This window comes from Pseudomonas sp. SWRI77 (genome assembly GCF_014269105.1).
GTDB lineage: Bacteria > Pseudomonadota > Gammaproteobacteria > Pseudomonadales > Pseudomonadaceae > Aquipseudomonas > Aquipseudomonas capeferrum.
Map to the genome: position 1 here is coordinate 47,432 of NZ_JABWRV010000005.1, position 17,949 is coordinate 65,380.

Genomic DNA, 17,949 nt, shown 5'->3' on the forward strand with positions numbered 1-17,949 from the left:
TCAAAAATAGCGAACCTATCCCGCTAGACAACCACATTTTGCGTATCTGAGTACTAAATCTGACAACCGGCTAAAACTTATACATTTTTCCTATCCTGTATAGCTTTCGTAGGAGCTTCTACAACTCTTCACTGATAGTCATAGCGAATTTCATCCACTCCTCGAAGCTTTTGAGCTGATTTGCAAGCTCCTCCTCCCAAGAGAGGCTACCTGATGAGCTGTATGCCACTCGGTTCATCAATGAAGAAGTCGACCTATCGAGTTCTCTGAGGAGCTGGTACGCACGGTATCTCTGGTCGGAATCAAGCATTTCTTTTCTCTCACAGCTCTCCGAACTCTCACAGCCCCACTACCGGTTAGCGGGGCTAGCTGGCCGTATGCCATGTAGACAATCCACACCCAATTTCATTCCCGATGAAAGCTGAAAAACAACGGCTTTAAGGAGAAACCATGCCGGCAAAAATCAAGCTCATCCAATCTGTGGCCGTCGAGCGCGACGAGAACGGGTGGTGGCACCATCCCGGAATTCCCGACTTTTGCGGTATTGAAGACCCGGCCCCGTACAAGGCCTGGACCGCCGAGCAAGGCCTGGAACTGAAAACCTGGGACATGGATGCAGACCTGGACTACCACCCCTACTTCGACGGCGAGGCCCACTGCAACGGATGGGAACCAGAGTCGCCTGGGCCTGAGTGGTTCCTGATGGGCATCTTCGACACAGAGGACGGCCCGCATGTGCAGTGGGCGCGGCGTAAGACGCCAGAGCAGTGCGGCGCCTGCGGCGGCTGCAGCAATGGCTGCCAACTCGATAAAGACAGCCCGGTGGCGCAGCCATGACCCGCCTTGCCCTCTGCCTCCTGCTGCTGGCCACCGGCGCCAGCGCAACCGAGAACGTCATCGACGTGCAGCACGACAGCCAGCGCGGCGTCACCTGCTACCTGCTGAACGGGGTCGGCATCAGTTGCATCCCCGACAGCCAGCTCCAGGCCGGCAACGAGCGCCAACTCTCCCCGCACGAAACCCAACCCGAACCTACACCCGCTCTAGCGCCTGGGCGCTGGATAGATGAGAGGTATCAGCTGTGAGCAAGTATCGCAAAGGCCAGCTTTACACCCGTCGCATGCGCCCGTCTGACGATAGCGACAGTTGGCGCCTGGCAATGCGCCTGGCGTTCTACACAACCATGCTGCGCAGCGGCGATTACAAGAGTGCATACGTGCTCTGCCGCCACGGAGTGAAAGGCGTAATGGAGGTTGGCCGGAGCCGCAAGGACCTGACCTCCACGCTGTTCATGTCCGGTTGCCGCAATTTCAAAGATATCCAGCGAAAGAGCAAGTTCGGCAACATCGAGCGCTCTAGGGCCGCCAAGGCCAAGCAGGTTGCGTCATGACCGACCTGATCGAAGTGGAGACGGCAGACCTGGTCGGCGAGCAACTGGCCTGGGCGGTGGGCAAGGCTGAGGGCCTGGAGGTTCTCCTTGCGCCTCCAATCTACGGCAACCCGTGGCGGGTGTTCGTCCGCTACACCGGCGAGGTCACCGTGCGCGATATCCGGTATGCCCCGCACGAAAACTGGGCTGTTGGTGGGCCGCTGCTCCCCAAACACCGCATCGGATTCGGGCTTTATCCGAATGCCTATTTTGCCTGCACCGGGGTGAATGACAACGCAGGTGACGCAAGCGGACCGACTCATCTGGTCGCCGCCTGTCGCGCCGTCGTCGCAGCCAAGCTCGGCGGTACCGTCCAGGTACCGAAGGAGCTGATGCCGTGAGTGCCGCGACCAAAGTGCTCGATCCCTGTAGCGCCAGCCGCATGATGTGGTTCGACAAGCAGGACCAACGCGCCCTGTTCGGTGACATCCGCGACGAGGAGCACCTGCTCTGCGATGGCCGGGTGTTAAAGATTGAGCCCGATGTGCTGATGGACTTTCGCCGACTGCCATTCGAGTCCTCCACCTTCCGCCTGGTCGTATTCGACCCGCCTCACCTAACCCGGGCCGGCGTGGACAGCTGGATGCGTGCTAAGTACGGAGTGCTCACCAGCGACTGGCGGGAGGACATCCGCCAGGGCTTTGCCGAGTGCTTCCGCGTGCTGGAGCCGGAGGGAATCCTGATCTTCAAATGGAACGAAACCCAGGTGATGGTCAGCGAGCTGCTGGCCCTGACCGAAGAGAAACCCCTGTTTGGCCACAAGTCCGGTAAACGCGAAAAGACGCACTGGATCACCTTCATGAAACGCTTCGCCGCCTAACCCCCTTCCCTACAACTCAAGCCCGCCGACGGGTCGTCCAGAAGTGCGTCGCGGCTAGCAACACCCCAGGTATAGCCATGCCCAGGCCGCTGTAGATGAATGCAGGCTGATCTGACAGCAGTCCTCCCATAACGAACCCGATGCCCGTGGGTATGAGCGTGACCGCTAAGTAGCCAAACGGCTTTCTGGCTTCCTTTGCCATTTCAATGCTCCTTGTTTTGGGGGCACTATTTAAACATGCGTGCCCGCCCCTGTGTGCGGGCGAGGAACCTCTATGTCTGAACGCAAAACGATGTGCATCTACCACGGCAACTGCGCTGACGGCTTCGGCGGCGCCTGGGTCGTCCGTAAGGCCTTGGGCGACCAGGTTGAGTTCGTTGCCGGCGTGCACGGCCAGGAACCGCCTGACGTTGAAGGCAAGGACGTCATCATTGTGGACTTCAGCTACAAGTACGAAGTGATGGCCAGGCTGAGCTGGAAGGCTCACAGCATCATCATTCTGGATCATCACAAGTCGGCGGCCGAGGACCTGGGTAAGTTCCCGCCCTTCCACGCTGGCGTTCGGCACGATGGCCGGCACGCCGACGGCACGGTCGCGCTGGGCTGGGAAAGCGCGCACATCTTCATGAATTCGCAGAACTCCCCGGCTATCGCCTGCTGCTTCGACATGAACCGCAGCGGCGCCATGCTGGCCTGGGACCACTTCTTCCCCGGGCAGGAGCCGCCAATGCTACTGCGCCACATCGAGGACAGGGACCTGTGGCTGTTCCAGTTGGATGGGACCCGCGAGATTCAGGCCAACCTATTTAGCTATCCCTACGACTTCGAAGTCTGGGACACGCTCATGGCGACTGATGTGCAGACCCTCCGCGCGGACGGCGCCGCGATTGAGCGAAAGCACCAGAAGGACGTTGCCGAGCTGGTGGCTGTGACCAAGCGCCGCCTGGTCATCGCCGGTCACGATGTGCCGGTGGCCAGCCTGCCCTACACGCTCACCAGCGACGCCGGCCACCTGATGTCGCAAGGCGAGCCGTTCGCAGCCTGCTACTGGGATACACCGGAAGGCCGAGTCTTCAGCCTGCGCAGCAATGATGATGGCCTAGACGTCTCGGAAATCGCTAAGCAGTACGGCGGTGGTGGCCACCTCAATGCCTCAGGTTTCCGAGTGCCATTTGGCCACGAACTGACCAAGTAACTCCCCCTCCTTCAACAAACCCCGGCGGCAACGGCTGCCGGGCGAGGATGACCTATGTCTGCAATAAACCGATTCCACGAAGTCGCCAATGATGCACTGGTAAAAATCAGCAACCACCTGACGGCCGAAGCCAAGCTGTCACTAGTGATCTACACCCCGGGTGAGCCAGAGCAAGACATCCTCCTCAAGGGACCCGGCGTCGATACAGACGAGGTCTTGAACACCATACGCCGGCGGGGCGGCCTTAGCCTTGATGGTGACAACGCCTACAAGCGCGGGATATGCGATGTAGCCGTAGGCGCCATGGCTGCCGGGAAACAGAGCATCAACCAGCCGCCCGAGGGGCATTGGGGTCAGCGGTTCTGGGATATCGGCCGGGCTGAGAGGGCACTGCAGGAAGAGCTGATTCAGGCGCTCCGACTGGTCCGCAAAGAACTGGACGCCTGCCAGCGGGTGATCCACTACGCCGGTGGCTTCGATCCGGCTTACGTCGATGATGCCCAAGTCGCTCTCAAGGCTACTGACGCAGTATTGGCCAAAGCCCCTCTCTGACCACCTACCTGCCGCCACAGGCGGCGTGGAGACCATCATGCAAGACGAAGAACGCCAGCCGGTGGCCTATGTATCCGACAAGGTACCGGAAGAGAAGATGGCCGAACTGGTCGGAACGACTAAGCGGGCGTTGGAAGGCAAACGCAGCCGTGGCGTGATCCCTGAGGGGGTTTGGAAAAAGATCGACGGCCGGATTTTTTACAGCATCAGGAGATACGAAGCGTGGCTGGAAGGAAGCTGGGGTTACCCACTGGAGTCGAGTTCATCGGCAAATCAATCCGGATCCGTTTTACTTGCAACGGTGAGCGTCGGTCCGAAACTCTCTCGTATCCCCAAACAGCCAAGGGGATCAAAGCGGCAGCCGATCTACGCGCTCAAGTAATCAGCCTGGCCAACCACGGCGTGTTAGACGAAAAGCGGTACGCCGAGCTATTTCCGGCATCCAGCTATACGGCGCCAGCCTACGAGCTGATGTTTGGCGAGTACGCTCAAACCTGGCTGAACAGCCTGGAAGTGGTGCACGACACGCGGGTCAATTACAAGGGGTTGATGAACAACTACTGGATGCCACATCTGGCGACGCTGCCTATCAAGGCGGTCACGCCGATGGCGCTGAGGGAGGTAGTCGCGAAGACCGAGTGGAAGAGCTCGACAGTCAAACGCGCCGCTATTGCCAGGGTCAAGGCGATGTTCAGGGCGGCGGTGTATGACGAGGTGGTAGAAAGGAACCCGGCGGCATCGATCCAGCTGCCGCAGAAGAACAAGAAGCAGATCGACCCCTTCACCGTTGAAGAGGCGGAAGCATTGATTGAGTGGATGTATGGGAACTTTTCCCAGTGCAACCAGGTGTTCGCAGCATTCTATGAGTTCGCCTTTTACACCGGCATGCGCACGGGCGAGGTAATGGCGCTGCGCTGGGACGAGATCGATTTCGAGAAGAAGACGGCCCACGTCTGTCGGATCGTGGTCGAGAAGCAGGTGATTGAGCGGACCAAGACCAAATACACCCGGACCGTGATGCTGAACAGTCGTGCCTTGGGCGCGCTGGCCAGGGCAAAGGAGATCGCGCACTACCGATCGAAGCAGAAGCGGCGGGTTTCAACCGAATCGCCATTCATCTTCCAACCATCGGGATCGTCGCCACACATCACCGTGCCCGAAACCGCAGGCAAGCACTTCAACCAGGCGGTCGAAGCGAAGGGATTCAAACACCGGCCGCAGTACAATTGCCGGCATACATATGCCACGATGTGCCTCATGTCAGGGATGAATCCAGCTTTTATCGCGGGGCAGCTTGGGCACTCGGTTCAGGTTCTCCTTTCCACCTATGCCAAGTGGCTGAACTCTGCTAACGATTGGGCCGAGTTGGCGAAGCTTGAAATGCAGCTGATTGGTACAAAATTGGTACAGGATTAAATTTCGTTCACGTAGCGCCCTTTAGTCATAAGGCATTCGACAGCAATTCAGCCATACTCCAGAATGCAGCGGTTTTTGGGGGAAAACCCTTGCACAGCCAACGACATACCAACCTTTAGTGAGCCTCAACGTGAAAACATCCCTGTCTATCCTCAGCCTGCTGCTGTTGCTCACAGGTACCGCGACCCTCCCGTCGACTGCTGCTGCACAACCCCCGACCCAGGTGCAACGCGACCCGGCCAAATTGCACCTGGCCTCTGGCAGCGCGCTGCTGATCGACCTGAATACCAACCGGGAACTGTATTCGAGCCATGCCGATCGCGTGGTCCCTATCGCTTCGGTCACCAAACTGATGACGGCGATGGTGGTGCTGGACGCCAAGCTGCCGATGAACGAAATGCTCACCATGACCATCGCCAACAACCCGGAGATGAAAGGCGTGTATTCGCGCGTGCGCCTAGGCAGCCAACTGGACCGCCATGAAACGTTGCTGATCACGTTGATGTCTTCGGAGAACCGCGCCGCCAACACCCTGGCCAACCATTACCCGGGCGGTTACCCGGCGTTCATCAAGGCCATGAATGCCAAGGCGCGTAGCCTGGGCATGGCGCACACCCGCTATGTCGAGCCGACTGGCCTGTCGACGCTGAACGTGTCCACTGCCCGCGACCTGTCCAAGCTGCTGATGGCGTCGCGCAAGTATCCGATGCTGAGCGAGCTGTCGACCACCCGCGAGAAGACCGTGGCGTTCCGCAAGCCTAATTACACCCTGGGCTTCCGTAACACCGACCACCTGGTGAACAAGAGCAACTGGGACATCAAGCTGACCAAGACCGGCTTCACCAATGAAGCTGGCCATTGCCTGGTGCTGCTGACCCGAATGGACAACCGCCCGGTGGCCATGGTGATCCTCGATGCGTTCGGCAAATACACCCACTTCGCCGATGCCAGCCGCATGCGTCAGTGGCTGGAAACCGGGGCAGCCAAGCCAGCGCCGGCAGTGGCCATGCAGTACAAGGCCGATCGGCAGGTCAAGGGCCGCCTGGCGTCCGAGTAACCGCCATAACCCAAGGCTGCACGGCCTGCTAGGCCGTGCCGCTGACCATGCCGCCCGCGCTGCTGCCACCCTCTTGCTGCAGCAGCTCCAGCAACTGCGCCGTGGCAGCCATGATCTGCCCGTTGAGGGTGGCGATGCTTGCCTGCTTGGCGCCCACAGCAGCCGCCTTGGCAGTTTCGTCCATCTTGCTGTTCTGCAGCGCGGCCAGCTGCTTCTGCTCCTCGACCAGTTGCTTTTGCAGGTCCTTGATCAGCTGACGCAGCTCCTTCACGGCGTCCGAGTCGCCGTTGTCAGCCTCCGTGGATTGCGCCTGCCCAGCCCCGGCAATCTTCATGCTGTCGCTACTGATGCTCAAGGGTCCCAGTGCCTCACCGGCCTCTTGTGCCTGCGCGCGTTCGGTGGCTGCATTGGCACTCAGCGTCTGCGCCGAGACGCCGTTGATCATCAGGTTGCTTGCCGTTATCCTGCTCATGTCGATTCCCTGCCTGAAAGATAGGTCCTTACCGTAACCCCCCTATCGGCCGCCCCATGCAGTTCTTTAGCCCGCTTAAATTCCCCCCTGCCTGGCTCGTTCCAAGAAATGTACTTGCGCAGGAGCCGGAGCCCCGGCGGGCGTCCACATTCGACCATTCAGGGAATCGCAGCCATGAGCCAGTCCTCACACCAGGAAACAATCAAAGATCTGATCGGCGTGGGCTTCGGCCCTTCCAACCTGGCCTTGGCCATCGCCCTGGAAGAACTCGCTCAGTCCCAGGGCCACGCCCTGGACGCGCTGTTCATCGACAAGCAGAAAGACTACCGCTGGCACGGCGAAACCCTGGCCACCCAGAGCGAGCTGCAGATTTCGTTCCTCAAGGACTTGGTTTCCCTGCGCAACCCGACCAGCCCCTACAGCTTCGTCAACTACCTGCACCAGAAGCAGCGCCTGGCCGACTTCATCAACCTCGGCACCTTCTACCCCTGCCGCCTGGAGTACAACGACTACCTGCGCTGGGCCGCAGAGCACTTCGCCACCCAGGCGGTGTATGGCGAGGAAGTGGTGCGCATCGAACCCGAGGTGAATGCCGGCCGGGTCGAACACCTGCGCCTGGTATCGCGTGACCAGCAGGGCCGCGAATACAGCCGCCGCACCCGCTCGGTGGTGGTCGGCAGCGGCGGCACGCCGAAAATCCCGGAAAAATTCGGCGCGTTCAAGGACGACCCGCGCGTCTTCCACCACTCCCAATACCTGAGCAGCCTGAACAAGCTGCCGTGCACCGAAGGCAAGCCGATGCGCATCGCGGTGATCGGCTCCGGCCAGAGCGCCGCCGAGGCGTTCATCGACCTCAACGACAGCTACCCGTCGGTCAAGGTCGACATGATTCTGCGTGGCTCGGCCCTCAAACCGGCCGACGACAGCCCGTTCGTCAACGAGATCTTCTCGCCGGGCTACACCGACCTGGTCTACAACGAGCCGGCCGATCAACGCAGCAAGCTGTTGGGCGAGTACCACAACACCAACTACTCGGTGGTCGACCTGAACTTGATCGAGCGCATCTACGGCATCCTCTATCGCCAGAAGGTCGCGCACCAGTTCCGCCACAACGTGCTGTGCCGACGCCAGGTAGAAGCGGTGGTGGCCACCCGTGAAGGCCTGGAACTGACCCTGCGCGACCTGGCCACCGGTCAGCAGCAGACCCACCGCTATGACGCGGTGATCCTGGCCACCGGCTACGAGCGTCGCTCGCACCGAGACCTGCTGGCGCCGCTGGCGGGCTTCCTGGACGACTTCAGCGTCGACCGCAACTATCGGGTCCTGGCCAGCCCAGACCTGCAGGCCTCGGTTTACCTGCAAGGCTTCTGCGAAAACAGCCACGGCCTGAGCGATACCTTGCTCTCGGTGCTGCCCTCCCGCGCGGCCGAAATCGGCCAGTCGCTGTACCAGGACCTGTCGCGCCTGAACGGCCGTTCGCAGCCGGCTGTCGCCTTGACCCGCGCCTGATTGCCCGCCTCTTCAAGCCGGCCTGACGCCTCGCGCGAAGGCCGGCTTACGCCTTCTGAAACATTTGCTTGCATTTAAAACGGCAGGATTTCCATTCTCATTCGTCTTTATAGGTGCAGCCCTCTAGGTTGGGCATAAGCTCGACTACACATTTCAGAAGACGATCAGATGGCCAAATCACCGAAAAAATCCAAATCCAAGCTGTGGTTCCTGGTCCACAGCTGGCTCGCCCTACCGATCTGGTTCTTTGTGCTGATCGTCTGTTTTACCGGCATGCTCGCCGTGGTCAGCCAGGAAATCGTCTGGCTGGCCAACCCGGACGTGCGCGCCAGCAAGCCTGACGGCGATGCCGAACGCTTGAGTTATCAGCAGGTGCTCGACGCTTTGCACAAGGCCGAGCCGGACATGGCCGTGGAGTCGCTCAGGCAGCCGGATGGTTCGCACTTCGCGCTGACCGCCGATGTGACCTTCCCTGACGGCACCAGCCCAACGCTCTACGTCAACCCCTACACCGGGGCCATCCAGGGCAAGAGCCCGGACTTCAACTTCGAAGGCTTCACCCGCGCCTTGCATGGCTGGTGGCTGGTGCCCTTCACCAATGGTTTCAGTTGGGGTTGGTACCTCGTCTCGATCCTCGGCCTGCCGATGCTGGCCTCGCTGGTCACAGGCCTGGTGGTCTACAAGAAATTCTGGAAGGGCTTCTTCAAGCCAGTGCGCACCGGCCATGGTTCGCGTATCTTCTGGGGCGACCTGCACCGGCTGGCCGGGGTCTGGTCGATCTGGTTCATTGCGGTCATTTCCATTACCGGCACCTGGTTCCTGATCCAGGCGATCCTGTTCGACAACAACATCAGCATCTCCAGCCGACCTATCGTGCCGGTCATCGCCCGTGAGGATGTGCCGCAAACAGCCGATGGTAGCCAGGCGCCGCGCATTGATGTGGATGAAGCGGCGCGCATCGCCGGCTTGGCGATCCCGGGCCTGGAGATCAGCTCCGTCTCACTGCCTGCTACTGCCTACAGCCATGTCACCCTGGGTGGCCGCGGCTGGTACCCGCTGATGTTCCAGTCCGCCGCCGTCAACCCCTACACCCGCACCGTCGACAGCCAGTTCTTGATCAGCGACCGCTCTGCCCTGGAGTTTGTCACCGAGTCCATGCGCCCCCTGCACACCGGCGACTTTGGCGGCCTGCCGATCAAGCTGATCTGGTTCTTCTTCGGCCTGGTCCTCACCCTGATGGTATTCAGCGGCCTGCTGATCTGGACCAAACGCACCGCCCAGGCGACCGCCGCCGCCCTCAAGCGCAGCGAGCGTGCGCCACGCGTGGCAAGCCGTGAAACCACCGTGGAGATCCGCCCATGAGCCAGGCCCAGACCCTGCCCGCCAGCCCGCTCAAACAGTGGTGGCTGAAGTGGCGCTTTCACCTGAACATCCTGCTGATCCTCATCCCGCTGGGGTTCATGCCCAAGTACTTCGCCGACGCCAAGCTGTTTCGCGGCGATGCGGGGCTTGGGGTGAACGTGATCAGCGACATCCAGGTCGGCCCCTACAGCCTGGACCTGGCCGAAATGCGCGACGAGGCGCCACGCGCCGACGGCCCGGCGGGCCACTTCAAGTCGTTCAATGCCTCGCTGTGCAAGGCGTGCATCAATGACGTCAAGGCGGTCTACCTGCGCATTGGCAAACCGCGCAGCCTGCGCGCCGCTGGCACCATCTTCTTCGGCGCACCGTATCGCATGGGCACCAACCTGCCGATACCGCCACGCACTCAGCCTGATGCACAAATCTGGATCACCCTCGAAGGCTGGGACGGCAGCATGCACCAAGCTTCAGTGCCACTGGCCAAGGCTTCGCCCGCCACCGTGGCGTGGCTCGAAAAACAAGGAGGCAAGAAATGAAACACCTGATGCGCAAGCTCGCCCTGCCCTTGCTGGTGCTGGCCGCCGGCCCCGCCCTGGCACACAACCCGATGTGCGAATGCGAAGAGGTCGCCAGCGGCCAGGTCAAATGCACCGGCGGCTTCTCGGATGGCAGCGGCGCCCCTGGGGTGACCCTGGATGTGATCGGCTACGACGAGCAGGTGCTGGTTGGCGGCAAGCTCGGCGACGACTCGACCCTCACCTTCAAGCGCCCCGACGGTGAGTTCTACGTGCTGTTCGATGCCGGCCCTGGGCACGTTGTCGAAGTCGACTACGCCGACATTGGCCAACCATGAGCACGCCTACCATGAGCCGTGCCCAGGTCGTACGCCCGGCTGGCGCTGGGCACGAAACCCTGTACGTGCTGCTGGTCAGCCTGCTGATCGTGATTCTTGCCGCTACCGTGGTGATGCTGCGCGGCGAACGCGAGGACGAGCAGGCCATCGCCAGCCACCAGATCGACGCCCGCCGCGACCTCACCGCCGCTGAACAGGGGCTTTACACCGACCTGCGCGTGGCCTTCGACGAGATCCAGCTGCTGCGTGAAGAAACCGCCGCCGTGCCCAGTGTGCAAGCCCTGGCCGACGAAGGCCTGCCACCCTTCGTGGTCGACGCAGGCAGCCAGAGCCGCGGTAGCCACCAGTGGTCATGGCTGGAAACCGGCGCCTACCTGGGCCGCAGCCAGGCCCCGCAGGTAGCGGGCAGCCTGCTGCTGATCCTGCCGGGCGACAGCAGCGGCCAGGCAGATGTCTGGCTACGCCGCGACAGCGCTGCCGTCACGCCGGATGACCTGGGCCACGCCGCCCTGATCGCCGCCGGCTGGCAACAGGTGGTCAGCCACTACGACGCCGGGGTCACCCGCGAACACCGTCACTGAACCCAAGGACTTCCCCATGTTCCGCTCCGCCCTCGCCCTGCTTCTGGCCCTTGCCCTGCCGGCAATGGCCCTGGCCGATAACGGCAAGCCGTTGCGCATCGGCATTACCTTGCACCCGTATTACAGCTACGTGAGCAACATTGTCGGCGACAAGGCCGAAGTGGTGCCGCTGATTCCGGCGGGGTTCAACCCGCATGCCTACGAACCACGGGCCGAAGACATCAAACGCATCGGTACGCTGGATGTGGTGGTACTCAACGGTGTCGGCCATGATGATTTCGCCGACCGCATGATTGCCGCCAGCGAAAAGCCCGGCATCGCCACCATTGAAGCCAACCAGAACGTGCCTTTGCTGGCCGCCACCGGTATCGCCGCCCGGGGTGCCGGCAAGGTGGTCAACCCGCACACGTTCCTGTCGATCAGCACCACCATCGCCCAGGTCAACAACATTGCCCGGGAGCTGGGCAAGCTCGACCCCGACAACGCCAAGCTCTACACGCAGAATGCCCGCGCCTATGCCAAGCGCCTGCGTGCCCTGCGTGCCGAAGCCCTGGCCAAGGTCACCGAAGCACCCAGCGCCACCTTCCGCGTGGCGACCATCCATGCGGCCTACGACTACCTGGTGCGTGACTTCGGCCTGGAGGTCACAGCGGTGGTCGAGCCGGCCCATGGCATCGAACCCAGCCCGGCCCAGCTGAAAAAAACCATCGACCAGCTCAAGGCGCTGGACGTCAAGGTGATCTTCTCGGAAATGGACTTCCCGTCCGCCTATGTCGAAACCATCCAGCGCGAGTCGGGCGTGCGCCTGTACCCGCTGACGCACATTTCCTACGGCGACTACACCAAGGAGAAGTACGAGGTGGAGATGAAGCGCAACCTCGATACCGTGGTCCGCGCCATCCAGGAGAACCGCGCATGACCGCCGCCGCCCACCTCGACGCGCCCAGTGGCCCGCGCATCGAATTCGCCGGCATCGACCTGACCCTCGGGCGTACCCGCATTCTTGAGCAGGTCAGCTTCAACGTGGCGGCCGGCAGCGTGCATGCGATCGTCGGCCCCAACGGCGGCGGCAAGAGTTCGCTGATCAAGACCCTGCTCGGGCAGATGCCCCACCAAGGCCAGTTGACTTTGCACTGGCCCAGCGCCCTTGAGGTGATCGGCTATGTACCCCAGGCGTTGGAGTTCGACCGGGGCCTGCCGATGACCGTGGACGATTTCATGGCCGCGATGTGCCAGCGCCGGCCGGCCTTTCTGGGGCTGTCGCGCCGCGTGCAACCGGCCATCGATGCCGCCTTGGCGCGGGTCGGCATGCTCGACAAGCGCAAACGGCGCATGGGCGCGTTGTCGGGCGGTGAGCGTCAACGGGTGCTACTGGCCCAGGGCCTGATCCCCGAGCCGCAACTGCTGGTGCTGGATGAACCCATGTCGGCCCTCGATGAAGCGGGCATCCAGGTCTTCGAACAACTGCTGCACAGTTGGCGCCAGTCCGGCACCACCGTGCTATGGATCGAGCACGACCTGCAAGCCGTGCTGCGCCTGGCCGACCGGGTCACCGGCCTGAGCCGCCAGGTACTGTTCGACGCCCCACCGGCACAGGCCCTGACCCCGGAGCGCCTGCTCAGCCTGTTCTCCGTTCACCCGCGCAGCGAGAGCCTTGCCTGATGAGTTTTGAAGCATTTCGCCAACTGGTCCAGGAATGGGCCAACGCCGGCTACCTGCCCGAGGCACTGGCCTACGGCTTCGTGGTCAATGCCCTGCTGGCCGGCCTGATGATCGGCCCGGTGCTGGGCGGCCTGGGCACCCTGGTGGTGGTCAAGCGCTTTGCCTTCTTCTCCGAGGCGGTCGGCCATGCCGCGCTCACCGGCGTGGCCATCGGCATCCTGCTGGGCGAGCCCTATACCGGCCCCTACGGCAGCCTGTTCGGCTACTGCCTGCTGTTCGGCATCCTGCTCAACTTCCTGCGCAACCGCACCGGGCTGTCGCCGGATACGCTGATCGGCGTGTTCCTGTCGGTGTCCCTGGCCCTGGGCGCCAGCCTGCTGCTGATGCTGGCGGGCAAGATCAACGTGCATATCCTTGAGAACGTGCTGTTCGGCTCGGTACTGACCGTCAGTGCCCAGGACCTTATGGTGCTGGGTATCGTCGCGGTGCTGGTACTGGCCCTGGCCTTGCCCCTGTACAACCGCATCATGCTGGCCAGTTTCAACCCGCAACTGGCGGCGGTGCGCGGGGTAGCGGTAAAGACCCTGGACTACCTGTTCGTGGTGCTGGTAACGCTGGTCACCGTGGCTTCGGTGAAGGTGATCGGGGCGATTCTGGTCGGCGCGCTGCTGGTGATACCGGCGGCGGCCGCACGCCTGGTCAGCCAGTCACTGAAGGGCTTTTTCTTCATTTCGGTGCTGATCGCCACGCTGAGCACCCTGCTCGGCATTCTGCTGCCAATCGTCTACGACCTGCCGGTGCCCTCGGGCGCGGCAATCATCCTGGTGGCCGGTATCTGCTTCGCCTTGGCCGCGCTGGCCCGCGCCCTCGTTCCACGCCTGCAAGGAAACCCGGCATGAACCTGAAACAGCTGACCTTGGCACTGGCCCTGGCGGGCCTGCCCTCGCTCTCTTTCGCCACGCAAGTGCTGACCACCCTGCCCGTCACCCACAGCCTGGCCACGGCGTTGCTCGACGGTACCTCGGTGCAACTCAAGCGCGCCGCACCTGCCAACCTGCCGGCCAGCCGCCAGCCGTCCTACTTCAGTGGCCGCGGCGGCGCCACCCTGGAGAAGGCCGCGCAACAGGCAGACGCCGTCATTGGCGTACGCTCGATCTGGCGTGACGACCCGCTATACCCGATGGCCCGGCGCAGCAACATCCGCATCGTCGAAATCGATGCGGCGCGGCCGGTGGACGGTGCCTTGCCGGGGATTGCAGTGACCGGTGACGATGCCTACGGCGCGTACCCGTGGCTCAACCCGACCAACCTCGGGCGCATGGCCGATGTGGTGGCCAATGACCTTGAGCGCTTGTCGCCGGCTGACAAGGCGAAGATCCAAGGCAACCTGGCAGGCCTCAAGCGCCAGTTGCTGGAGTTGACGGCCAACAGCCAGACCCAACTGGCCGAGGTCGACAACCTTACGGTGGTGAGCCTGTCCGAGCGCTTGGGGTACCTGGCCAGCGGGTTGAACCTGGATGTGGTGGAGCAGGCGCTACCGGCCGAGGGCAAGTGGGATGAAGCGGCGCTCAAGGCGCTGGGGGACAACCTGAAGAATCAGGATGTGGCGCTGGTGCTCGACCACCGCCAGCCGGATGCCGCGGTGGCCGAGGTGATCAAGGCCTCTGGGGCGACGCTGTTGGTGGTGGAGAGTGATGCCGATGATGCTGTGGCAGGGTTGAAGGCCAGTGTCGAGCAGGTGGTTGGAGCATTGACCGAAAGCTGACGCCTGGTGCTAGGAGCGCCCTTGCAGGGCGCTCCTACACAAGGTTTTAGCGCTAGCGCTTCATGCACCGCTGATAACGCTCATCCACCCTGCCGGCGAACCACGCGGTGGTCAGTTTGCGGGTAATTTTCGGGCTCTTCAGCTGAATCCCAGGCAGTACCGCACGCGGCACCGGCTTACCCGCCGCTGCATCCGCCAAGGCGAATACCCCGCTGTACAGCTTGCTGTCTTCAAAGGCCAGGCTGTCGCCCAATTCCAGCTGGCTGCGAATCTGCGGGTTGCGCAACCCCAGCTTCACCCCCAGCCTGCGCGCCGCCTGCTCGGTGCTCCCTGGCATGATCGCGCCTGGGGCAATCAAGTCCCCGTCCAAGGCCAGGTTGGCTCCCGCCACCTTGCTCAGCGCAGCCTGGAACGCCGCATTGCGGCTGGCGTACCAGCCTGCGTTGAAATCTGCGAAACGGTACAGCTGGCGGTCGTAATGCACCGGGTAGCCGAGCAGGTGGGCAATCCCGAAATACATGCCCCCACGCCGGCTGAACACTTCCTGGCGTACCGTGCCGTCGTAGGTGTAGGGGTAACCCTTGGCATGCTGTTCGGCAAATTCGATGCTTACCTGCATCGGCCCGCCGGTGTGCACCGGGTTGAGCCCGCCCAGCAAGGTCTTGCCCAATGGCAGGCGGGCAATGACTTCGTCGAACAGTGCACTCAGCTGCTTCTCGCTGCGTACCGCAAGTAGCCGCTGCTGATAGCTTTGGCCGTTGCCGGACGGCGTTTTCAGTGCACCGTCGACCAGCAAGCGCGGGATGTGCAGGCGCGCGGCGCGGCGGTCGATCTCGTCACGGGCAATACGCCCCAGGTTGGGCACCTGCGGGTCGGCATTGAAGGTCGACTCTTGCTCGGTCACCGCCAGTACCGCGCACAAGTTGCTCTTGCTGGGGGCAATGCGCTGGGCTTCGAAGGCCTGCTGAATGTCCTTGGCCCAGCCCTCACGGTCCTTGGCCTGAGCGGGTAAAAGCCGCAGCAACTGCGCACGCACCTTGGCCGGGTCCGCTTCTGGTTCTTCTTCACGGCGCCCGGCACAGCCTTGCAGCAGCGCCAGGGCCATCAGCCCCGCCGCCAGTAACCGCGCGTTCAGGGCTGCTCACCGACCAGGTAGGTCTTGCTGATATGGCGGAACAGCGGATGGCTGGCACTGCCCATCAGCTCGAACAGCACCATCTCGCGGGTCACGATGTGCGCCCCGGCTGCGCGCATGCGCGCCAGGCCTGCAGCCTTGCTGGCGGCCGTGCGGCTGTCACAGGCATCCTCGACCACGAACACCTGCTTGCCCAACGCCAACAGGCCGAGCACGGTCTGCAACACGCAAACGTGGGTTTCCATGCCGCAGACGATCACCTGCTCACGCGCCATCAGGCTGGCCGGCAGGCACTCGGCGGCCACACAGGAAAAATGGCTTTTTTCCACTACCTCGGCAGCGGGCGACGCAGCAATCAGCTCTGCCAACGTATGGCCAAGCCCTTTGGGGTACTGCTCGGAAACCACGGTGGGCAGCTCCAGCTCGGCAGTCGCCGCCAACAACCAGCGCGCCCGCGCGCGGGTGCCCTCAGGGTCGCTCATGGCGCCGATGAGTTTTTCCTGGATGTCGACGACCAGCAGCGTGGCCTTGTGTGGATTGATCAGCATTGTCTGCCCCTTGCCTGGGAAAAGGCCTAGCCTCCCCCAGGCAAGCGGTGACGTCAATCAGGCAGAAAGCCGATGCGGCTCAAGCGACGCGGCCAGCACGCCGAGTACGCGGTCCTCGTGTTCGTGGATGAAGAAGTGGCTGCCGGGGAACACTTCCAACGAAAAGTCCCCCAAGGTTTCCTTGCGCCAGGCCAGCAGTTGCTCCTCGCTGGCTCGGTCATCCTCGCCACCCAGCACGTGCAGCGGGCACTGCAACGCAGGCCGCTGACGATAGGCATAACGGCCGCAGAGCAAGAAATCGGCACGCAGAATCGGCAAGGTCAGGCTCATCAGCTCGGCGTTGCCCAGTACTTCCTCTGGCGTACCGTTGAGTTCGCGCAACTCGCTGATCAGCTCATCGTCGCTTTTAGGGTCGCGCCAGTTCTTGCCGTCATAGTCTTCACGCCGGGTAGGGGCGGCGGTGCCGCAGGCAAACAACGCCAACGGCGGCGGACAACCCAGCGCCTGCAGCTCGTGGGCCAGCTCGAAGGCCAGCAACGCGCCCAGGCTATGGCCAAGCAGTGCGTAGGGCGCGCTGGCCGCCAAACGCTGTTCGGCTGCCAGTTGCCGGGCAAGCGCCTGCATGTCGGTTTGCAGCGCTTCCCCCATGCGCGCGCCGCGCCCAGGCAGCTCCACCGGCCGCACCTGAAGCCAGGCTGGCAGCTTGCGCCGCCAGCGGCTGTAGACCATGGCGCTGGCCCCCGAGTACGGCAGGCACAGCAGGTTCAGCGTGGTCACTGCGCTGCGGCTTCGGCCATCTTCTGGCGCAGGCTCAGCGGGCGCATGTCGGTCCAGACTTCGTCGATGTAGGCCAGGCAGTCTTTTTTCAGGCCGCTCTTGCCCACTGCACGCCAGCCAGTGGGGATTGCCTTGTAGTCGGGCCAGATCGAGTATTGCTCTTCGTGGTTGACCACTACCTGGAACTGGATATCGTCGCGGTCGAAAACGGAAGTCATTGCCTGTCTCCTTGAGTGATAGAGGCCGATACGCGTAGGGCGTAGGGCGGCTCTTAAGTAGACGTAGGGTGGTGCGGAAAAATTAGGGGGATTTGGGGTGCAAGACTTGGGCCTTGCAGCGCCTGTCAGCCAATTCACCGGCCCCCCTTCAAGCCCCCCGCAGCAGGTCATGGTCATCGAGCAAGCGATAAGCCACCTGCGGATTACGCTCCAACCCCCGCCGAATCGCTGCCGGTATCAACTGCCGGGTCTTGCGGCACAACCCCGGCTGCTCATCCAGCTCGATCACGATCCCGCGCATGGTCCGCACCTCGTTGAACCCAGGCGCAATGCGCACACGAATACCCAGGTTCTCGTACATCCGTTGCTGCAGCCGCTGCAGGTCATCCAGGTCCTTGAGGTTTTCCAACCGCTCGATCAGGCGTTTTTCTTCCTGCCGGGTAAGCAGGAGGATGCGCTGCGCCGCCGGTGGGTGCTCGGCCAGGTGCTCGCGGCCGCAGTTACAGGCACCAGGGGGGCAAGGTTGGCGAAGGCTGGGTGCTGTGCTCATGGGCCAAGCATAGCGCGTGCCGGCCTCTTCGCAGGTACACCCACCCTG

General features: G+C 62.5%; 26 protein-coding genes. 19 read left to right on the forward strand and 7 right to left on the reverse strand.

Annotated features, from left to right (window positions below):
- Window positions 1–450 precede the first annotated feature (450 nt).
- From HU766_RS06965 to HU766_RS06985, 5 genes are read left to right on the forward strand one after another with little or no spacing between them, the layout of a single operon-like run.
- Window positions 451–837 carry a hypothetical protein gene (locus HU766_RS06965; protein WP_238338572.1) on the forward strand — a complete coding sequence of 129 codons (387 nt, stop codon included), beginning with the start codon at window positions 451–453 and terminating at the stop codon, window positions 835–837.
- Complete coding sequence (locus HU766_RS06970) at window positions 834–1,085, forward strand: hypothetical protein (protein ID WP_024086938.1); 252 nt, start codon at window positions 834–836, stop codon at window positions 1,083–1,085. The genes HU766_RS06965 and HU766_RS06970 overlap by 4 nt, the downstream gene beginning before the upstream one ends.
- Window positions 1,082–1,390: a hypothetical protein gene (locus tag HU766_RS06975; RefSeq protein ID WP_186654789.1), complete on the forward strand. Its 309-nt coding sequence runs from the start codon at window positions 1,082–1,084 to the stop codon at window positions 1,388–1,390. Before HU766_RS06970 ends, HU766_RS06975 begins: the two co-directional genes overlap by 4 nt.
- A complete protein-coding gene (locus tag HU766_RS06980; protein ID WP_186654792.1) occupies window positions 1,387–1,770 on the forward strand; it encodes a phage protein NinX family protein in 384 nt (127 codons plus the stop codon). The genes HU766_RS06975 and HU766_RS06980 overlap by 4 nt, the downstream gene beginning before the upstream one ends.
- On the forward strand, window positions 1,767–2,249 hold the full coding sequence (locus HU766_RS06985; RefSeq protein ID WP_186654796.1) for a class I SAM-dependent methyltransferase: 483 nt from the start codon (window positions 1,767–1,769) through the stop codon (window positions 2,247–2,249). Before HU766_RS06980 ends, HU766_RS06985 begins: the two co-directional genes overlap by 4 nt.
- Before the next feature lie 16 nt (window positions 2,250–2,265).
- Here the strand turns inward: HU766_RS06985 and HU766_RS06990 are convergent, their stop codons facing one another.
- Window positions 2,266–2,451, reverse strand: coding sequence for a hypothetical protein (locus HU766_RS06990; protein ID WP_186654798.1), 186 nt, complete (start codon window positions 2,449–2,451; stop codon window positions 2,266–2,268).
- Window positions 2,452–2,523: 72 nt separating this feature from the next.
- Between HU766_RS06990 and HU766_RS06995 the strand changes: the two genes are divergently transcribed.
- From HU766_RS06995 to pbpG, 5 genes are all read left to right on the forward strand, one after another.
- Complete coding sequence (locus tag HU766_RS06995) at window positions 2,524–3,444, forward strand: phosphohydrolase (RefSeq protein WP_238338573.1); 921 nt, start codon at window positions 2,524–2,526, stop codon at window positions 3,442–3,444.
- A 54-nt stretch (window positions 3,445–3,498) separates the two neighbouring features.
- Window positions 3,499–3,996 carry a hypothetical protein gene (locus HU766_RS07000; RefSeq protein WP_186654802.1) on the forward strand — a complete coding sequence of 166 codons (498 nt, stop codon included), beginning with the start codon at window positions 3,499–3,501 and terminating at the stop codon, window positions 3,994–3,996.
- A 37-nt stretch (window positions 3,997–4,033) separates the two neighbouring features.
- Complete coding sequence (locus HU766_RS26555; RefSeq protein WP_346656652.1) at window positions 4,034–4,378, forward strand: hypothetical protein; 345 nt, start codon at window positions 4,034–4,036, stop codon at window positions 4,376–4,378.
- Window positions 4,279–5,412, forward strand: coding sequence for a tyrosine-type recombinase/integrase (locus HU766_RS07005; protein ID WP_346656654.1), 1,134 nt, complete (start codon window positions 4,279–4,281; stop codon window positions 5,410–5,412). The genes HU766_RS26555 and HU766_RS07005 overlap by 100 nt, the downstream gene beginning before the upstream one ends.
- Window positions 5,413–5,542: 130 nt before the next feature.
- A complete protein-coding gene (gene pbpG / locus HU766_RS07010; RefSeq protein WP_033698861.1) occupies window positions 5,543–6,469 on the forward strand; it encodes a D-alanyl-D-alanine endopeptidase in 927 nt (308 codons plus the stop codon).
- 28 nt (window positions 6,470–6,497) lie between these two features.
- On the opposite strand, the gene HU766_RS07015 is transcribed toward pbpG, so the two are convergent.
- A complete protein-coding gene (locus tag HU766_RS07015) occupies window positions 6,498–6,941 on the reverse strand; it encodes a hypothetical protein (protein ID WP_186654816.1) in 444 nt (147 codons plus the stop codon).
- A gap of 174 nt (window positions 6,942–7,115) precedes the next feature.
- Between HU766_RS07015 and HU766_RS07020 the strand changes: the two genes are divergently transcribed.
- From HU766_RS07020 to HU766_RS07060, 9 genes are all read left to right on the forward strand, one after another.
- On the forward strand, window positions 7,116–8,450 hold the full coding sequence (locus tag HU766_RS07020; RefSeq protein WP_033698863.1) for a SidA/IucD/PvdA family monooxygenase: 1,335 nt from the start codon (window positions 7,116–7,118) through the stop codon (window positions 8,448–8,450).
- A 168-nt stretch (window positions 8,451–8,618) separates the two neighbouring features.
- On the forward strand, window positions 8,619–9,812 hold the full coding sequence (locus tag HU766_RS07025; RefSeq protein WP_047580997.1) for a PepSY domain-containing protein: 1,194 nt from the start codon (window positions 8,619–8,621) through the stop codon (window positions 9,810–9,812).
- Window positions 9,809–10,348 carry a hypothetical protein gene (locus tag HU766_RS07030; protein WP_033698866.1) on the forward strand — a complete coding sequence of 180 codons (540 nt, stop codon included), beginning with the start codon at window positions 9,809–9,811 and terminating at the stop codon, window positions 10,346–10,348. The genes HU766_RS07025 and HU766_RS07030 overlap by 4 nt, the downstream gene beginning before the upstream one ends.
- Window positions 10,345–10,665 (forward strand): hypothetical protein, encoded by a 321-nt coding sequence (locus HU766_RS07035; RefSeq protein ID WP_033698867.1) that lies wholly within the window; start codon window positions 10,345–10,347, stop codon window positions 10,663–10,665. The genes HU766_RS07030 and HU766_RS07035 overlap by 4 nt, the downstream gene beginning before the upstream one ends.
- Window positions 10,666–10,676: 11 nt before the next feature.
- The gene (locus tag HU766_RS07040; RefSeq protein ID WP_033698869.1) at window positions 10,677–11,246 is read left to right on the forward strand and encodes a DUF6162 family protein; all 570 of its coding nucleotides are present in this window, start codon (window positions 10,677–10,679) and stop codon (window positions 11,244–11,246) included.
- Between the two features lie 16 nt (window positions 11,247–11,262).
- A complete protein-coding gene (locus tag HU766_RS07045) occupies window positions 11,263–12,165 on the forward strand; it encodes a metal ABC transporter substrate-binding protein (RefSeq protein WP_033698871.1) in 903 nt (300 codons plus the stop codon).
- A complete protein-coding gene (locus HU766_RS07050; protein ID WP_047581000.1) occupies window positions 12,162–12,908 on the forward strand; it encodes a metal ABC transporter ATP-binding protein in 747 nt (248 codons plus the stop codon). Before HU766_RS07045 ends, HU766_RS07050 begins: the two co-directional genes overlap by 4 nt.
- On the forward strand, window positions 12,908–13,807 hold the full coding sequence (locus HU766_RS07055) for a metal ABC transporter permease (RefSeq protein ID WP_033698874.1): 900 nt from the start codon (window positions 12,908–12,910) through the stop codon (window positions 13,805–13,807). The genes HU766_RS07050 and HU766_RS07055 overlap by 1 nt, the downstream gene beginning before the upstream one ends.
- A complete protein-coding gene (locus HU766_RS07060; RefSeq protein ID WP_033698876.1) occupies window positions 13,804–14,673 on the forward strand; it encodes a zinc ABC transporter substrate-binding protein in 870 nt (289 codons plus the stop codon). Before HU766_RS07055 ends, HU766_RS07060 begins: the two co-directional genes overlap by 4 nt.
- A gap of 52 nt (window positions 14,674–14,725) precedes the next feature.
- Here HU766_RS07060 and HU766_RS07065 read toward each other — a convergent pair whose 3' ends face one another.
- The 5 genes from HU766_RS07065 to HU766_RS07085 form a co-directional block, all read right to left on the reverse strand.
- On the reverse strand, window positions 14,726–15,778 hold the full coding sequence (locus HU766_RS07065) for a DUF1615 domain-containing protein (protein WP_186654818.1): 1,053 nt from the start codon (window positions 15,776–15,778) through the stop codon (window positions 14,726–14,728).
- 26 nt (window positions 15,779–15,804) lie between these two features.
- On the reverse strand, window positions 15,805–16,356 hold the full coding sequence (locus HU766_RS07070) for a hydrolase (protein WP_186654821.1): 552 nt from the start codon (window positions 16,354–16,356) through the stop codon (window positions 15,805–15,807).
- A gap of 57 nt (window positions 16,357–16,413) precedes the next feature.
- Complete coding sequence (locus HU766_RS07075) at window positions 16,414–17,133, reverse strand: alpha/beta fold hydrolase (protein ID WP_186654823.1); 720 nt, start codon at window positions 17,131–17,133, stop codon at window positions 16,414–16,416.
- Entirely contained in the window at window positions 17,130–17,351 is a 222-nt protein-coding gene (locus tag HU766_RS07080; protein ID WP_033698884.1) for an MbtH family protein, read from the reverse strand. Before HU766_RS07080 ends, HU766_RS07075 begins: the two co-directional genes overlap by 4 nt.
- Window positions 17,352–17,499: 148 nt before the next feature.
- On the reverse strand, window positions 17,500–17,901 hold the full coding sequence (locus tag HU766_RS07085) for a hypothetical protein (RefSeq protein ID WP_033698885.1): 402 nt from the start codon (window positions 17,899–17,901) through the stop codon (window positions 17,500–17,502).
- Window positions 17,902–17,949 lie beyond the last annotated feature (48 nt).

Bases quoted from the DNA above. Each gene is read 5' to 3' on its own strand.
- HU766_RS06965 (WP_238338572.1), top strand. From the start codon at position 451: ATGCCGGCAAAAATCAAGCTCATCCAATCTGTGGCCGTCGAGCGCGAC.
- HU766_RS06970 (WP_024086938.1), top strand. From the start codon at position 834: ATGACCCGCCTTGCCCTCTGCCTCCTGCTGCTGGCCACCGGCGCCAGC.
- HU766_RS06980 (WP_186654792.1), top strand. From the start codon at position 1,387: ATGACCGACCTGATCGAAGTGGAGACGGCAGACCTGGTCGGCGAGCAA.
- HU766_RS06990 (WP_186654798.1), bottom strand. From the start codon at position 2,451: ATGGCAAAGGAAGCCAGAAAGCCGTTTGGCTACTTAGCGGTCACGCTC.
- HU766_RS06995 (WP_238338573.1), top strand. From the start codon at position 2,524: ATGTCTGAACGCAAAACGATGTGCATCTACCACGGCAACTGCGCTGAC.
- HU766_RS07000 (WP_186654802.1), top strand. From the start codon at position 3,499: ATGTCTGCAATAAACCGATTCCACGAAGTCGCCAATGATGCACTGGTA.
- HU766_RS26555 (WP_346656652.1), top strand. From the start codon at position 4,034: ATGCAAGACGAAGAACGCCAGCCGGTGGCCTATGTATCCGACAAGGTA.
- HU766_RS07015 (WP_186654816.1), bottom strand. From the start codon at position 6,941: ATGAGCAGGATAACGGCAAGCAACCTGATGATCAACGGCGTCTCGGCG.
- HU766_RS07020 (WP_033698863.1), top strand. From the start codon at position 7,116: ATGAGCCAGTCCTCACACCAGGAAACAATCAAAGATCTGATCGGCGTG.
- HU766_RS07025 (WP_047580997.1), top strand. From the start codon at position 8,619: ATGGCCAAATCACCGAAAAAATCCAAATCCAAGCTGTGGTTCCTGGTC.
- HU766_RS07030 (WP_033698866.1), top strand. From the start codon at position 9,809: ATGAGCCAGGCCCAGACCCTGCCCGCCAGCCCGCTCAAACAGTGGTGG.
- HU766_RS07035 (WP_033698867.1), top strand. From the start codon at position 10,345: ATGAAACACCTGATGCGCAAGCTCGCCCTGCCCTTGCTGGTGCTGGCC.
- HU766_RS07040 (WP_033698869.1), top strand. From the start codon at position 10,677: ATGAGCCGTGCCCAGGTCGTACGCCCGGCTGGCGCTGGGCACGAAACC.
- HU766_RS07045 (WP_033698871.1), top strand. From the start codon at position 11,263: ATGTTCCGCTCCGCCCTCGCCCTGCTTCTGGCCCTTGCCCTGCCGGCA.
- HU766_RS07050 (WP_047581000.1), top strand. From the start codon at position 12,162: ATGACCGCCGCCGCCCACCTCGACGCGCCCAGTGGCCCGCGCATCGAA.
- HU766_RS07055 (WP_033698874.1), top strand. From the start codon at position 12,908: ATGAGTTTTGAAGCATTTCGCCAACTGGTCCAGGAATGGGCCAACGCC.
- HU766_RS07060 (WP_033698876.1), top strand. From the start codon at position 13,804: ATGAACCTGAAACAGCTGACCTTGGCACTGGCCCTGGCGGGCCTGCCC.
- HU766_RS07065 (WP_186654818.1), bottom strand. From the start codon at position 15,778: ATGGCCCTGGCGCTGCTGCAAGGCTGTGCCGGGCGCCGTGAAGAAGAA.
- HU766_RS07070 (WP_186654821.1), bottom strand. From the start codon at position 16,356: ATGCTGATCAATCCACACAAGGCCACGCTGCTGGTCGTCGACATCCAG.
- HU766_RS07080 (WP_033698884.1), bottom strand. From the start codon at position 17,351: ATGACTTCCGTTTTCGACCGCGACGATATCCAGTTCCAGGTAGTGGTC.
- HU766_RS07085 (WP_033698885.1), bottom strand. From the start codon at position 17,901: ATGAGCACAGCACCCAGCCTTCGCCAACCTTGCCCCCCTGGTGCCTGT.